Source organism: Plantactinospora sp. B5E13 (assembly GCF_039871775.1).
In the GTDB taxonomy this organism is placed as follows: domain Bacteria; phylum Actinomycetota; class Actinomycetes; order Mycobacteriales; family Micromonosporaceae; genus Plantactinospora.
This window is the reverse complement of record NZ_JBDPLT010000005.1, coordinates 228,514-241,916: the sequence shown is the minus strand read 5'-3', so window position 1 is coordinate 241,916 and position 13,403 is coordinate 228,514. Positions and strand designations below refer to the sequence as shown.

Sequence of the window (13,403 nt, the reverse complement as noted above, 5' to 3'; positions counted from 1 at the left end):
GTCCCAGAATTCCGCGGTCAGCGGGTCAGGTTGCGCGTACTGCCCCGCTCGAACTGGCTCGCCACCGGGAAGTAGCTCTCCAGGAAGGCGGAGACGACCCGGCCCTGGGTGTCGGCGTCGAGCGCGCCGTGGTGGGTGTCGTTCAGGCAGAACGCGTCGTTCTCCCGGGTCACCAGGATCTTGGTGAGGTTCGGGTGCTCGACCGGATCGCCGGTGTTGACGTAGCTCACCTTGATCAGGCCCGGCACCGAACGGCCGGTCAGGTAGCCGTAGTAGTGGTGCAACGAGGAGGCGATCGAGACGTCGGCGTGCGACCGGAGCTGGCTGGCGGCGGTCCGGGTGACCTCGTCGGTGAACTCCCGGTCGAGGTCGTAGCCGACACTGCGCCGCATCGGGTACGGCGCGTGCAGCAGCCCCTGGGTCAGGGTACGGCCGGACAGCTGGCGGATCAGCCGCCGGTTGTTCTTCGCCGCGCTGAAGTTGAAGTCGTCGTCCGGCTGGATGTCGACCATCGGGATCGGGGTCGGCGAGAGGAAGAACTGCGCCACCCCGTTGGCGTGGAAGAACAGCGTCGGGTCGACCGGCCGACCGAGGAAGAAGTCGTCGTTGAAGTAGAGGAAGTGTTCGGCCAGCCCGTCGATGTGGTGCAGCTGCGACTCGATCGCGTGCGAGTTGAACGTCGGCAGCAGCCCCCGGGCGCCGAAGAGGTCCCGGTGGTCGACGATGTGGATCCGCGGGTGGCCGGTGTCCAGCCAGGCCGGGGTCTGGTCGGCGGTGACCAGGTAGATGTTCCGGACCCAGGGGGCGTACATCTCGATGGAGCGCAGCGAGTACCGCAGCTCCTCCCGGTCGCGGAACCGGGCCTGCCCGCTGGCCGCCTCGGTCGGCGGACGGCCGAGCGAGGCGAGCAGCTGGTTCTTCTTGGCGAGCCAGTTCGGGTCGTTGCCGTCCACCCAGGTGTAGACGACGTCGATGGGGAAGTCGACCGTGGTGACGAAGTTCTGGGCGAAGCCCTCGATGGTCGGGTACTCCCGGTCCCGGATCCGCAGCCTCGCCGGGTTCGTCGCCCCCTTCGGGATGGTCAGCCCGAGCACGGTACGACGGATCGGGTCGACCCCCTTGCCGTCCGCCGACTCGGTCCAGAATTCCAGGTCGCAGCCGTACCCGGGACCGTAGCGCAGGGTACGCGACGTCGAGACCGTCGGCGTGAAGACCCGGAGCCCGGCGGCGGTGCCGGCGCGCAGCTCCGAGGTCAGGCAGGCGGCCAGGGTCACGCCGGTCACCTTCGCCCCCGGCGCCAGGGTCTCGGCGTAGACCGGGGTGTTGGCGAAGGCCCCGGCGAGCGCCTCCAGGACGGCCGGGCGGTGCTCGTCGGCGACCGCGATCCGGTGCCGGATGTTCGGGTCGGGCACCGCCCAGTACGGGATGCCGTGCCGTTCGAGCACGTCGGCCACGGCCACGAAGTTGGCGTACGCGGCGTCGGCCGGCATCACGTCGTCGCGGACCACCGCCAGCCGGCCACCGGACCTGACCAGACCCGGCATCGCCTGCTGGATCCGCGACTCGATGGTCGGCACGTCGGCGCCGCTGGTGACCTGGCCGGGGCGGGGTGCCGCCGGCGCGAAGCCGGAGCCCCCGGTGCGGTTCAGCCAGATGGCGACCCGGTCGGCGCGGCTCTGCTCGTGACCGTCGCGGCCGGCGACCAGTTCGGCGTAGAGCCGCTCCCAGCGCTCCATGACCGGTTCGAGCCGGTACGCCTCGATGGCCTGCAACGCGTTGGCGCCGAACGACTGGCGTAGCTTCTCGTCGGCGATCAGGGTGCTCAGCGCCTCGGCGACGCCGTCCTCGTCCTCGGCCGGGACCAGAAAGCCGTTCTGGCCGTGGGTGATGATCTCGCCCGGCCCGGTCTCGATGTCGTACGCCACCGCGGGCACACCGGCGGCGAACGCCTCCAGCAGCACCAGCGGCAGCGCCTCGCCGTCCCGGGAGGTGAGCAGGGCGATGCTCGCCTTCGACCACTCCTCGACGATCCGTGGCGTGGGGCCCATGAACTGGACCTGGTCGTGTAGGCCGAGGTCGGCGGCGAGTCGCCGGTGTGGGGTGATCAACGGTCCGTCACCGAAGATCCGCAGCGTCCACTCCGGATGGGTGGCGACGACCTTGCTGAACGCCCGGATCGCGTGGTCGACCTGCTTCTCCCGGTGCATCCGGGCGGCCATCATGACAACCGGGTTCTGCAGGGTCGACCGGGGCCGGAAGCCCTCCGCCATGCCGTTCGGGATGACCTCGAGCCGTGGCACGGCGGCGGCGAAGGTGTCGGCGAACCAGTCCCGGGTCCGGTCGGTGAGCAGGACCAGGGCGTCGAGCCGGGGCACGTACTCGAAGAGCGGCTGGCCGGTCGGGCCCCGGAACTGGGACGGCCGGTGCTCCTGGTGCACGGTGATCACGGACGGCGGGGCGTAGCTGGTCGCCAGGGCCATCAGGGCCGGGGAGCAGGTGACCAGCACGTCGGTGTCGATCGCCCGCAGGGCACGCTCGAGTTCCAGTTCGAAGAGCCGGTTGGCGTGCTCGTCCCAGGAGGCCGGCATCAGCCGGGGGGCGCTGCGGAAGAGCCGGTCGAAGTCGGCGTCGGAGACCGTCGAGGGTCGGGTCGGCCGGGGCGTCGGCCCGGTCTGGTCGATCAGGTAGCTGACCCGTACCCGGTCGTCCGCCCGGTAGAACGACTCCTTGCTGGTGCGGTAGACGCTGAGCACCTCCACCGTGTGCCGCTGGGCGAGGTGGTCGGCCTGGCTGAGGATGGCGCGTTCGGTGCCGCCCATGGCGTCGGCGGTCAACAACAAGAATGTGATCTTCAACTCTGCATCCCGGTGAAGCGCGTGAAGCGGAGGACGGCGACCGCCAGACCGCCGCTCGCCGTGTAATAGGGGCGGTAGCTGGCGAAGTCGTCGCCGCCCAGGGGCAGGATGACCCGACTGGTCAACAGCACTGAGCGTGGTTCCCGAAGGTCGTGCAGGAAACGTCCGATCCGGACCAGCCGGGCTGGGGCCACCCGGACCCGGACGTCCCAGATGACTTCCTCGTCGGGACGTGCGGGGGCGGCGGTGACGAGGTCGGCCACCGGAACGGTCACCTCGAACCGGCCGTCGACCGGTGCGATCGGCACGACGTGGTCCGCACCGCCGCGGCGCGGCGAGAAGACCATCGCCGGGTCCTCCAGCCGCCGTACGCCGATCAGCCGGGCCCGGATCCGTGCCTGGGCGCCGCTGTGGTCGAGCGCCACGACCTCGGCCTGGGCCGCCGGTCCGGTGACGGTCAGCTGGGCCACGCCCTTGACCCCCCGACCCGGCCAGTACGTCCAGCCGCTGACCGGGTGCGGCGGTACCGCCACGGTCGGCCCGGGCCGGTCCGCCGGTTCGGCGATCCGCAGACCGTACCGGCGCTCGGACTGGTCCGGGCCGACGACCGCGACCGCGAGTGACCAGGTGCCCTTGCCGAGCGAGATCTCACCGGGCCCGTCGCCGAGCCGGGCCAGCACCTCCACGGAGAGCCGGCCGTCCGGCTGGGGCCGCGGCGTCGCCGGGCACCGGCGGACGTGCCGGCCCCGGACGAGCAACAGCTCGGCCCGGGCGGCCGGGTCGGTACCGGCCGGCAGCAGCGCGTGCACCTGCAGGGTCCGCCCGTCGAGTACGCCGAGGAAGTCCCCGCTCGCCCGCGGCAGGTTGACCACCGGGTCGTAGCGCAGCCGGCTGATCCGCCGGACGAGCTGGTCGGTGGCCTGGTCGGCCCGCCGGCGGGCGCCGGAGGCGAGCTGGAGCAGTCGGGGCGGTGACCAGGCCTGACGGTTCTGCTGACTCATCCGACCCGCTCGGGTTGGCCGGTCGGCGCGTCCGTGTTCACCTCGGCACCCCGGGGCGCCGGGACGGCGGGGGCCGGGGGCAGGAACGCCTCCGCCCGTGCGGTCGACGTCATGCCGGCCCGCTGCGCCTCGGCCGTGGCCGGCAGCTCGCACGGCGCCGGGAACGGGAAGTACGCGGTCAGGAAGTCGGTCAGCATCGCGTGCTGCTCGGAGAGGAGCACCTCGCTCGACTCGGTGTCGTTGAGGCAGAAGACGTCGCTGTGCCGGTTGGCCAGTAGCAGGGCCAGCTTCACCGGGGTGGACGGGTGCGCCAGGTCGGCGTACGTGTACTCGATCGGTCCGGGTACCGCCCGGCCGGAGAAGTACGACCAGTAGTGCTGCAGCGACGACGGGATCGACAGGTCCTCGGGGTGCCGGAACTGGTGGGTGGCGGTGCCGGCCACCTCCGCCGTCAGGTTGCGCTCGATCTCCTCCAGCACGCTCTTGCGCAGCGGGTACGGCACGTGCCGCATCTTCTGCGTGATGGTCCGGCCGAAGTGCTCCTGGATGTGTCGCCGGTTGTTCTTGCCGGCGGCGGTGACCGGGGCGTCGTGGATGGTCGCCGGGCCGACGTCGAGCTGGGCGGGGGAGGGGAAGAACTTCGAGATGCCGTTGGCGTGGAAGAAGGTGTCCGGCTGCAGCGGCCGGCCGAAGAACATGTCGTCGTTGACGTAGATGAAGTGCTCGCTCAGCCCGGGGATGCGGTGCAGCCGGGACTCGATGGCGTGCGAGTTGAAGGTCGGCAGCCGGCCGGTGTCGCCGAAGATCTCCCGGTGCCGGACCACCCGGACCATTGGGTGCTCGGTGTCGAGCCACGGCGGGACCTGGTCGTCGGTGACCAGGTAGACCTGCCGAACCCAGGGGGCGTACGCGTGCACCGAGCGCAGCGAGTAGCGCAGCTCGTCCCGGCTGATGTAGCGGGACATGTTGGCCGCGATCTCGTTGATCTCGCCTTCGCCGTGTCCCAGCGCCTGGTTCTTGCGTCGCTGCCAGTCGGTGTCGTTGCCGTCGACCCAGGTGTAGACCAGGTCGATCGGGAACGTCACCTGCTCGTAGCTGGCCGGCGCGTACTCGCTGCGGGTCCGGTAGCTGACGTCGCGGTAGGGCACGAAGTGGTTGAGGTCGGCGGCCGGAACCGCCTCGGTCTGGCCGGCGGCCGGCAGCGCCGGGGCGACCTGGTTGTTGCGCGGCGCGATGATCTGCGGAACCGGCGTCGACTCCTGGGCCGGCACGGCGCGCCAGAACTCGACCTCACAGGCGAACTGGCGGCCGTAGACGGTACCGCCGCCGGGGTCGGTCACCGCGTGGAAGAGCTGCACGATCTTGGCGCGCTTGGGGTTGATCGGGCTGCCGGCCTTGTTGACGTGGCGCAGCACGACGCCCTGGCCCCGGGCGACCTGACCGAGCACCCGGAGCACCTCGGCCTTCCGGCTGAGCGGTACGGCGACCGAGCTGCGCAGGTTGTCGAGGTGGCGTACGTAGAAGTTGTCGATCCCGGCGCTGTTCAGCGCCTGGGTGACCACGTCCAGGTTGCGGCGCCACAGGGCGGCCGGGGAGGCCTCCGCGGCGACGAGGGCCCGGACCGGGATGCCGTGGTCCTTGACCCGACGCAGTTGGCCGACCGGGACCCGGGACCGGCGGGGTGCCATCCGGGTCAGCCGCCGCACCAGCCAGAGCTGCCGCTGCGGGGGGAGCAGCTGGATGAACTTGAGCCGGTACGACTTGGGGAGGGCGCGATAGACCTTCAGCGCTATCACCGTCGCACCCCCGTCTCCCCCGCTGACCGCAGACCGGTAGCAGCCACCGTGCTTTCCACGTTTCGCCTCGTCTCCACCAACAGACCGTACGAATCCGAATCAGTAGCACTAATCGGGCAGGTATCGCCGCGCCCGTGAGTCACGCACGGTGTCAGCCGCGCGCAGCGAAAGGTACCAGCACCATTCATGTTTTGGACACTGTCCCTGGTGCTGCAGTAAACGCTCAAGGTCTATCGGGACGGGTGATGACGGACATCGCACCAAGTGGCCTGCGACAGCTTGACACCTAGCCTCCTAGGATGCCGTACGTGGGGTGGTTGTCCGCACATCGGGTACGGGGGAGATGCGGACCGGACCGGGGATGATGAACAATGGCACGGTAGGAGGGGAGTATTCCTTCGCGGTGGTGTCGTCAACACGGTCCTCGGCCGGCCCATTCCGGCACGAGACCCGGCACCGCAGGTTGTCGCCGTCCGGTGCCGAGCCGGGTGGCGGTGGCGGAAGAGACCTCTGACAGTCACCACCGTCCACACCGCTGACGCACGGCCGTGTCGGCGGTGGCTCGTGTGTCTGCCGGAGGAGAGCTTTGAACGTGTCCGTCTGGGTATGGGTCATCTCGCTGGTCGTCCTGACCGCGATCCTGCTGATCGATCTGCTGATCATCGGGCGTCGACCCCACGAGCCCAGCCTCCGGGAGTCCGGCCTCTGGGTCGCCCTGTACGTCGGCCTCGCCCTGATCTTCGGCGCCGGTCTGGCGGTGACCAGCGGCTTCACCGTGGCCGGGGAGTTCTACACCGGCTGGCTCACCGAGTACAGCCTCTCGGTGGACAACCTCTTCGTCTTCGTGATCATCATGGCCAGGTTCGGCGTGCCCCGGCAGTACCAGCAGAAGGTGCTGCTCATCGGCATCGTGTTCGCCCTGGTCCTGCGCGGCGGCTTCATCGCGGCCGGCGCGGCCCTGCTCTCCCAGTTCTCCTGGGTCTTCTACATCTTCGGCGCCTTCCTGATCTACACGGCGATCAACTTCTTCCGGCAGGGTGAGCCGACCGAGGAGGAGTTCAAGGAGAACGTGCTGATCCGGTGGAGCCGCCGCGCCCTGCCGGTCTCCCGCGACTTCGCCGGCACGCACCTGACCATCGTGGAGAACGGCCGCCGGCTCTTCACCCCGATGCTGATCGTGCTGATCGCGATCGGCACCACCGACCTGGTCTTCGCGTTGGACTCGATCCCGGCCATCTTCGGCATCACCAAGGAGCCGTACCTGGTCTTCACCGCCAACGTCTTCGCGCTGATGGGACTGCGGCAGCTTTACTTCCTGCTCGGCGGACTGCTCGACCGGCTGGTCTACCTCAACATCGGGCTCGCCGTGGTGCTCGGCTTCATCGGCGTGAAGCTTGTCCTGGAGGCGCTCGCCGGCAACAACCTGCCGTTCCTCAACGGTGGCGAGCACATCAGCTGGGCCCCGCACGTGCCGATCTGGCTCTCCCTGGTGATCATCCTGGGCACCCTGGCCATCGCCACGGTGGCCAGCCTGATCAAATCGAGTCGGGACCGCCGGGCGGCGGAGCGGGTGCCGGTCGGGCAGGCCTGACCCGGGACCGCCGGTACCCGGCCCGGTCGTCGGGGTCGGGCACCCACGGGCGGGCTCAGTGCGGGACTCGGGCTCAGCGCGGGACGCGGTGTACGCCGACCAGGGTCGCGGCCCGCTCGGCCGGCAACACCTCCTCCAGCACCCGTCGCTGGGTGTAACAGGCGTGCAGCATTCGTCGGTCGCCGCCGGGCCGGGTGGTGACGATGCCGATGTGGTGTACGGGTCGGCCGGGGCGGGCGAAGAAGTAGAGGTCCCCGGGACGTTCGTCGCCCAGTCGGACCGGACGCGTCGCCGCTGCCTGGTCACCGGCGTCGCGGGGCAGCCGTACGCCGAACCGCCGCCAGGCCAGGTGCACCAGACCGGAGCAGTCGATGCCGTACGCCGAGACGCCGCCCCAGAGGTAGACGACGTCGTGCAGCCGACTCGCCACCGCGAGCACCTCGGCCGGCCGGGGCGGCCCGTGCGGCGCGGGCGTCACCTCGGCGTCGGCCACCCAGAGCGGTCGGTGGTGGCCGGCGACCCGGACCGGGCGCCAGCCGGCGTCGACCGGTCCCGCCCCCGCCAGCCGGGTGCCGAGGATCACGCCGGGCAGCACCACGGGCCCGGCCGGGGTGGCGTGCAGCGTGGTCGCCGTGGCGGAGACGACCAGGGCGGGGGCCGGTGCCCCGGCGTCCGGCGGTTCGACCAGCTGGTCGACCGGCAGCCAGCCGGGATAGCCGCGGGGGTCGAGTCGGGCCGCCGGCTGTTCGACCGCGATCAGACGGGCCCAGCCGTCCGGCCGGACCTCCTCGACCAGGACACGCTCGCCGAGCAGTAGCTGGCTGAGCACGCAGTCCCCGACCCGCTGCTCGGCGGTGAGCCCGGAGATCCAGCCCGGAATGTCGGTGCGGCGGGCCAGCGCGGGTGCGTCGACCGGGCGTACCGCCTCGGGGCGGCTCCACAGGGTGGCGACCGCGACCCGGACGACAGCTTCGCGACCTGGGAGCAGTGCCATCTCACCCCTCCGTCCTCGGACCACGCCCGACGATATGAAAATTAGCGCCGTCTGGCAACGCGTGGCTGAATATTGCCTTCATCGTCGCCGCCCGGATTCGGGTCAGTGTGGGGTGGGGGAGACATGCAGACCGGTCACCCCGAGCCCGGGTGCGTCGGGGAGCAACACGTGCGGTGCCTCGTACCGGATGCCGTCCCGCACCGGCGACCAGGCAAGCCACCAGGCGGCGTCCAGGTCGGAGACGGCACTGGTGCCGTACGCGGCGACCAGGCTGGTGGCCGCGCCGAGCCCGATCTGGCTCTCCATCATCGAACCGACCACGGTGCCCACCCCGTGCGCCTCGGCCAACTCCAACAGTGTCCGGGCCGGACCCAGCCCGCCACACTTCGCCAACTTCACGTTGACCAGATCCGCCGCCCGCCGTTGGATCACCTCGACCAGGTCGCGCACCCCGTACACCGCCTCGTCGGCCAGGATCGGCACGTCGACCCGGTCACTGACCCAGGCCAGACCGGCGATGTCGGGCCCCCGTACCGGCTGCTCGACCAGTTCGACGTCCAATCCGGCGTCCTCGATGCCCCGGATCACCCGAACCGCCTCCCGGGGGGTCCAGCCCTGGTTCGCGTCCAGCCGGATCCGGGTCTGTGGACCGGCGGCGGCCCGGACCGCACGGACCCGGGCCAGGTCACCGGCCGGATCGGTGCCGACCTTGACCTTCAGTACGGAGAAACCGTCGGCGACCCGCTGTTTCGCCGCCGCCGCCAACTCGACCGCGTCCCCGGCGGAGAGGGTCACGTCGGTGGGGACCCGTCGGGACGTACCGCCGAGCAGCCGGACCAGCGGTATGTCGAGCCGGCGGGCCGCCAGGTCGTGCAGGGCCACGTCGACCGCGGCCTTGGCGGTCTCGTTGCCGACCACCGCCCGCCGTACCTCGGCGCAGCGGGCCACCAGGTCGTCGGCGCTGCGGCCGGTCAGCAACGGCGCGAGCATCTCCTCGACACAGGCCCGGGCCCCGCCGACCGAGGCGCCGGTGACCTGCCACACCTGCGGCGCCTCGCCGTACCCCGACCGTCCGTCGGTGTCCACGACCTCGACCACCAGCGTCTCCACCGTGGTGGTCCGCCGCAGCGCGGTGACGAACGGGGTGTGCAGCGGAGCGGAGACCCGGTGGGTGCGGACGGCGGCGATCGACATGGGAAGGGACCCTATCCGCACCGGTGCCCCGTCGGGACCCCAGCGCGGAAGGGTCCCCTCCGCCGGCGGTCACCGCTACCGCTGGGCGGCTCCGACCGGCTCGCGGTCCGGTACCGGACCAGCTGGTCCGGTACCACCAGCCGTGGCGTTACCGTGCCCGGGCCACCAGGCGCGATGGCCGAGTAGCGCGGTCAACGCGGGCACCAGGAACATCGACATCACGAAGGCGGAGATCGCGATGCCGATCGCGACCGCGAAACCCATCTCGGTCAGGAACGCGACACCGGCGAGCATCATCGAGGCGAACGTACCGGCGAGGATGAGCCCGGCCGCGCCGACCGAGGGGCCGCCGTGTTCCACCGCCAGGTCGGCGGCGGTACGCGGGTCGTTGCCGAGCCGCGCCTCCTCACGTAGTCGGGCGATCATCAGGATGTTGTAGTCGGTGCCGATCGCCACCACGAAGAGGTAGAGGATCGTCGGCAGCATGAACGACAGGCCGGGGCGACCGCCGATGCCCTGGAAGGCCAGCACGGTGGCGCCCAGGGTGCTGAGGAAGCCGAGGAACACCGCGGCCATCAGGTAGATCGGAGCGACCAGGCTGCGCAGCAGCAGGGCGAGCACGATCGCGATGAGTAGCCCGGCGACCGGGAAGATCACCTGCAGGTCGCGCGTGTTGGCGTCCCGGATGTCAGCGAACGCCGAGGTGACCCCACCCACCAGCGCGGTGCTGCCGGCAGGTGCCTGCTCGTGGGCAATCTCGCGCAGCTCACCACCGACCAGGTCGAGGGACTCCGGGGCGTACGGGTTCCCGGCCAGGAGCAGGCTGATCCGGGCGGCGCTGGCGTCCTGGCTCAGCCCGACCGGGCTGCCGTCCGGCCCGGCCGGCATCACCCCGCCGATTCCGGGTATCGCGGTGAGCTGGTCGGCGTACTGGCGCAGGGCTGTCGGGTCGAGGCGCTGACCGGCCTCGGCGCGGACGTACACCACGGTGGGGTTGAGGGCGCCGGCCGGGAAGCCTGCCTGCAGGTCGGCGAAGCCGCGCGCCGACTCGGTGTCGGACGGCAACTGCCCGCTCTGGTCGTAGTCCCAGCGCATGCCGAGGGCACCGAGGGCGAGCAGCACCATCACTGCGCCGGAGACGGCGGCGACGAGGGCCGGGCGCCGGCCGGTGAGTCGGCCAAGCCGTTGGAAGGTGGTGCCGGTCGGCTGCCGCTGCCAGGACCTGGACGGCCAGAAGACCTTCGGGCCAAGCAGCGAGACGATCGCCGGGACCAGGGTGACCGCGGCGATGGCCATCGCCACGACCGCGATCGCCAGGCCGGGGCCGAGGCTGGTGAACGCGCCGAAGACGGCGAGCAGCAGGGCGCTGAACGCGATGACGATCGCCGCGGCGGCGGAGGCGATCACCTCGCCGACCCGGGCGACCGCGGTGACGAGGGCCTGCTTGCGGTCTTCGCCGGCGCGTAGCCGTTCGCGGTAGCGGAAGAGCAGGAACAGGATGTAGTCAGTGCCGACGCCGTACAGCACGATGGTCAGGATGATCTCGAGTGACGGGTCGACCCGCAGGTCGGTGGCCTGGGCGACCCAGGCGATGAGGCCGGGGGAGATCGCGCTGACCACGCCGACGGTGACGATCGGCAACAGCGCGGCGATCGGGCTGCGGTAGATGAGCAGCAGCAGACCGATGATCAACACGATGGTGGCGAGTCCGACGACGAGCAGGGCGGTGTCGAAGGCGTCCGCGTTGTCGGCGAACATCGCGACGTCGCCGGTGACCGCGTAGCTCAGTCCGGTCCCGTCCAGGCTCTGTTCGGCGACCTCGCGCAGGGCCGGGACGGCGTCCAGCAGGGCCTGGTCGTCGGCGAGGCCCTCCAGCCCGACGGTGACCAGTTGGACCTGCCTGTTGGGGGAGACCGTGGGCGGGCCGGCGAGGCCGGTGACCCGGTCGATGCCGGCCGAGGAGACGCGGCCGGCGAGTTCGGCGACCGTGGCCTGGTCGGCGTCGTCCAGCGGCCGGCCGTCGGCGCGTTTGATCACGATGGTGGCGCTGGCGTCGTTGGACTGAGCGAACTTCTCCTCGGCCAGCCGCATGGCCTGGGACGACTCGTAGTCGTCGGGTAGGAAGTCCGCCTGGTCCTGGTTGGTCACGTCGTGCAGACCGGGAGCGAACAGCACGATCACCACGGCCGCGACCAGCCAGGCCAGGATGACCTTCCACGGGTTGTGGACGACAAGGCGTCCCAACCGTTCGAACATGACTCCCCCTCGTGTCGTCCGGCGGCCCGGATCCGCTGTCGCCGGTACTTACCTGTCGGCAGGTAGAGACTTACCTGCCGCACGGTAGCCAACCGTGTCAAGCACGGACCCGCACCCAGGCGAACCCGACCAGCAACTGTCATCTTCGGACAGTCCTGCTGAGGTGGGCCTGAGAATGCGTAACAGGGATGTTGCTGGTTAAGATCCAGCACCGGTCAGCGGGGCGGAGGAGGTGGTACGGCGTGCGGAACGAGGACACCAAGACCCGGATCCTGACGGTCGCCGTGGAACTCTTCACCGCGCACGGCTACGACCAGACGAGTCTGCGGGAGATCGCCGACCGGGTCGGCCTGACGAAGGCCTCGCTCTACTACCACTACCCGTCCAAGCAGGCGCTGCTACTGGCTCTGGTGCAGCCGCTGGTCGACGACTGGCGCCGGGCGGTGGAGCGGCTGGACACCACCGCGCACAACCCGGAAAACGTACGGGCGACGCTGGGCGAGTTCCTCGACATCGTACTCCGGCACCGGCAGGCCGCCGCGATCTTCCTCCGGGACACCCCTGCCGTGTTGGCCTCGATCGAGACGATCTGGGAGGAGGTGAGCCAGCTCGCCGCGCGGCTGCACGCCTGGCTCGCCGGCCCGGAGCCGACCACGGTGGACCAGATCCGGGCGGTGGCCGCCGCGGAGGTGCTCGGCGTGGCCCTCTCCTCGGCCCGCGCGGTGCCGGACGTCGACCAGACGGTGCTCCACGCCACCCTGCTGGAGGCGGCCGCGGCGGTGCTCGGTCTGCCGCCGCCGGATCAGGGCCGGTAGCCGACGGTCGGGCAACCCCCCCACCGTCGGGGCGGTCGGCTGCCCGGTTCGTCAGGTCAGTCGCTGGCGAGCCGGTGCCGGGCCGCCCAGGCGGTCGCCGAAACCCGGGCGATCAGCCGGCAGGCCGCCGCGTCGTCGCCGGCACCGCCCGGTGTGGCGCTGGTGCAGACCACCACCGCGTACGGCGGGGCGTCGTCCGGAAAGATCATTCCGGCGCCGTGCCGGACCCCGCGGATCCAGCCGTTCTTGTGGGCGATCCGGGTGCCGGCCGGCAGCCCGGCGGCGAGATCCTCGCCCCGTTCCTGGCGGAGCAGCACCTCCAGCATGCTGGTACAGGCGGCCGGTCCGGCGAGCCGGGACCGGGTGATCGCGGCGAAGAGTCCGGCCAGGTCGGCGGCGGTGACCTGGTTGTCCAGCCCGGCATCCCGGGCGGCGAGGTCCTCGATTCCCCGGCCGGTACGGCTGTGCCGGGCGCCGCTGTCGGCCCAGACCGCTGCGACGGCGGGCAGCCCGACGTGCCCGAGGACCAGGTTGGTGGCGAGATTGCTGGACCGGACGATCATCCGTTCGGCGAGCCAGCGCAGGGACGCGGTGCCGCCGAGCCGGGCCCAGACGGCACCGTCGTTGTCGTGGTCCGGCCGACAGGAGAACCGGTCCGCCCCCGGCTTCGCCGAGACGAAGTCGTTGCGCACCGGCACCGGGGCGTCGAGGTCGAGCGCGCCGGCCTCGGCGGCCCGGTGGAGGGCGGCCAGCACCGCCACCTTCATCGTGCTCGCCGCGTAGTGCGGCGCGTCCGGCCGCCGGGTGTACGCCGGCCGGACGCCCGGCCGGCCGACGTACACCGAGACCGTGCCGGGCGCGGCGGCGAACACGCTGTCGAGTTCGTCCCAGGTCATGCCGG

The 13,403-nt window shown here is 71.2% G+C and carries 9 protein-coding genes; 2 read left to right on the top strand and 7 right to left on the bottom strand.

The window, feature by feature from the left end:
* Nucleotides 1-17 precede the first annotated feature (17 nt).
* Genes ABGB05_RS07475 through ABGB05_RS07465 form a run of 3 tightly spaced genes read right to left on the bottom strand, consistent with a single transcriptional unit; the run spans nucleotide 18 to nucleotide 5,652 of the window.
* Nucleotides 18-2,855 carry a stealth conserved region 3 domain-containing protein gene (locus ABGB05_RS07475; protein WP_347652432.1) on the bottom strand — a complete coding sequence of 946 codons (2,838 nt, stop codon included), beginning with the start codon at nucleotides 2,853-2,855 and terminating at the stop codon, nucleotides 18-20.
* A complete protein-coding gene (locus ABGB05_RS07470) occupies nucleotides 2,852-3,856 on the bottom strand; it encodes a hypothetical protein (protein WP_347652431.1) in 1,005 nt (334 codons plus the stop codon). The genes ABGB05_RS07475 and ABGB05_RS07470 overlap by 4 nt, the downstream gene beginning before the upstream one ends.
* Nucleotides 3,853-5,652 (bottom strand): stealth family protein, encoded by a 1,800-nt coding sequence (locus ABGB05_RS07465; RefSeq protein WP_347652430.1) that lies wholly within the window; start codon nucleotides 5,650-5,652, stop codon nucleotides 3,853-3,855. Before ABGB05_RS07465 ends, ABGB05_RS07470 begins: the two co-directional genes overlap by 4 nt.
* 586 nt (nucleotides 5,653-6,238) lie before the next feature.
* Between ABGB05_RS07465 and ABGB05_RS07460 the strand changes: the two genes are divergently transcribed.
* A complete protein-coding gene (locus ABGB05_RS07460; RefSeq protein ID WP_347652429.1) occupies nucleotides 6,239-7,243 on the top strand; it encodes a TerC family protein in 1,005 nt (334 codons plus the stop codon).
* A 73-nt stretch (nucleotides 7,244-7,316) separates the two neighbouring features.
* On the opposite strand, the gene ABGB05_RS07455 is transcribed toward ABGB05_RS07460, so the two are convergent.
* The 3 genes from ABGB05_RS07455 to ABGB05_RS07445 all read right to left on the bottom strand — a co-directional run bounded on the left by ABGB05_RS07455 (nucleotide 7,317) and on the right by ABGB05_RS07445 (nucleotide 11,687).
* On the bottom strand, nucleotides 7,317-8,237 hold the full coding sequence (locus ABGB05_RS07455) for a C40 family peptidase (RefSeq protein ID WP_347652428.1): 921 nt from the start codon (nucleotides 8,235-8,237) through the stop codon (nucleotides 7,317-7,319).
* A gap of 102 nt (nucleotides 8,238-8,339) precedes the next feature.
* Complete coding sequence (locus ABGB05_RS07450; protein WP_347652427.1) at nucleotides 8,340-9,431, bottom strand: dipeptide epimerase; 1,092 nt, start codon at nucleotides 9,429-9,431, stop codon at nucleotides 8,340-8,342.
* 75 nt (nucleotides 9,432-9,506) lie between these two features.
* Nucleotides 9,507-11,687, bottom strand: a complete 2,181-nt coding sequence (locus ABGB05_RS07445; RefSeq protein WP_347652426.1) for an MMPL family transporter — start codon at nucleotides 11,685-11,687, stop codon at nucleotides 9,507-9,509.
* A gap of 242 nt (nucleotides 11,688-11,929) precedes the next feature.
* Between ABGB05_RS07445 and ABGB05_RS07440 the strand changes: the two genes are divergently transcribed.
* Entirely contained in the window at nucleotides 11,930-12,502 is a 573-nt protein-coding gene (locus ABGB05_RS07440) for a helix-turn-helix domain-containing protein (RefSeq protein ID WP_347652425.1), read from the top strand.
* Between the two features lie 56 nt (nucleotides 12,503-12,558).
* Here ABGB05_RS07440 and ABGB05_RS07435 read toward each other — a convergent pair whose 3' ends face one another.
* Nucleotides 12,559-13,398, bottom strand: coding sequence for a serine hydrolase (locus ABGB05_RS07435; protein ID WP_347652424.1), 840 nt, complete (start codon nucleotides 13,396-13,398; stop codon nucleotides 12,559-12,561).
* Nucleotides 13,399-13,403: the final 5 nt, after the last annotated feature.

Excerpts from the sequence above, each read along its gene's own strand:
- ABGB05_RS07470 (WP_347652431.1), bottom strand. The coding sequence starts at position 3,856 with ATGAGTCAGCAGAACCGTCAGGCCTGGTCACCGCCCCGACTGCTCCAG.
- ABGB05_RS07455 (WP_347652428.1), bottom strand. The coding sequence starts at position 8,237 with ATGGCACTGCTCCCAGGTCGCGAAGCTGTCGTCCGGGTCGCGGTCGCC.
- ABGB05_RS07450 (WP_347652427.1), bottom strand. The coding sequence starts at position 9,431 with ATGTCGATCGCCGCCGTCCGCACCCACCGGGTCTCCGCTCCGCTGCAC.
- ABGB05_RS07445 (WP_347652426.1), bottom strand. The coding sequence starts at position 11,687 with ATGTTCGAACGGTTGGGACGCCTTGTCGTCCACAACCCGTGGAAGGTC.
- ABGB05_RS07435 (WP_347652424.1), bottom strand. The coding sequence starts at position 13,398 with ATGACCTGGGACGAACTCGACAGCGTGTTCGCCGCCGCGCCCGGCACG.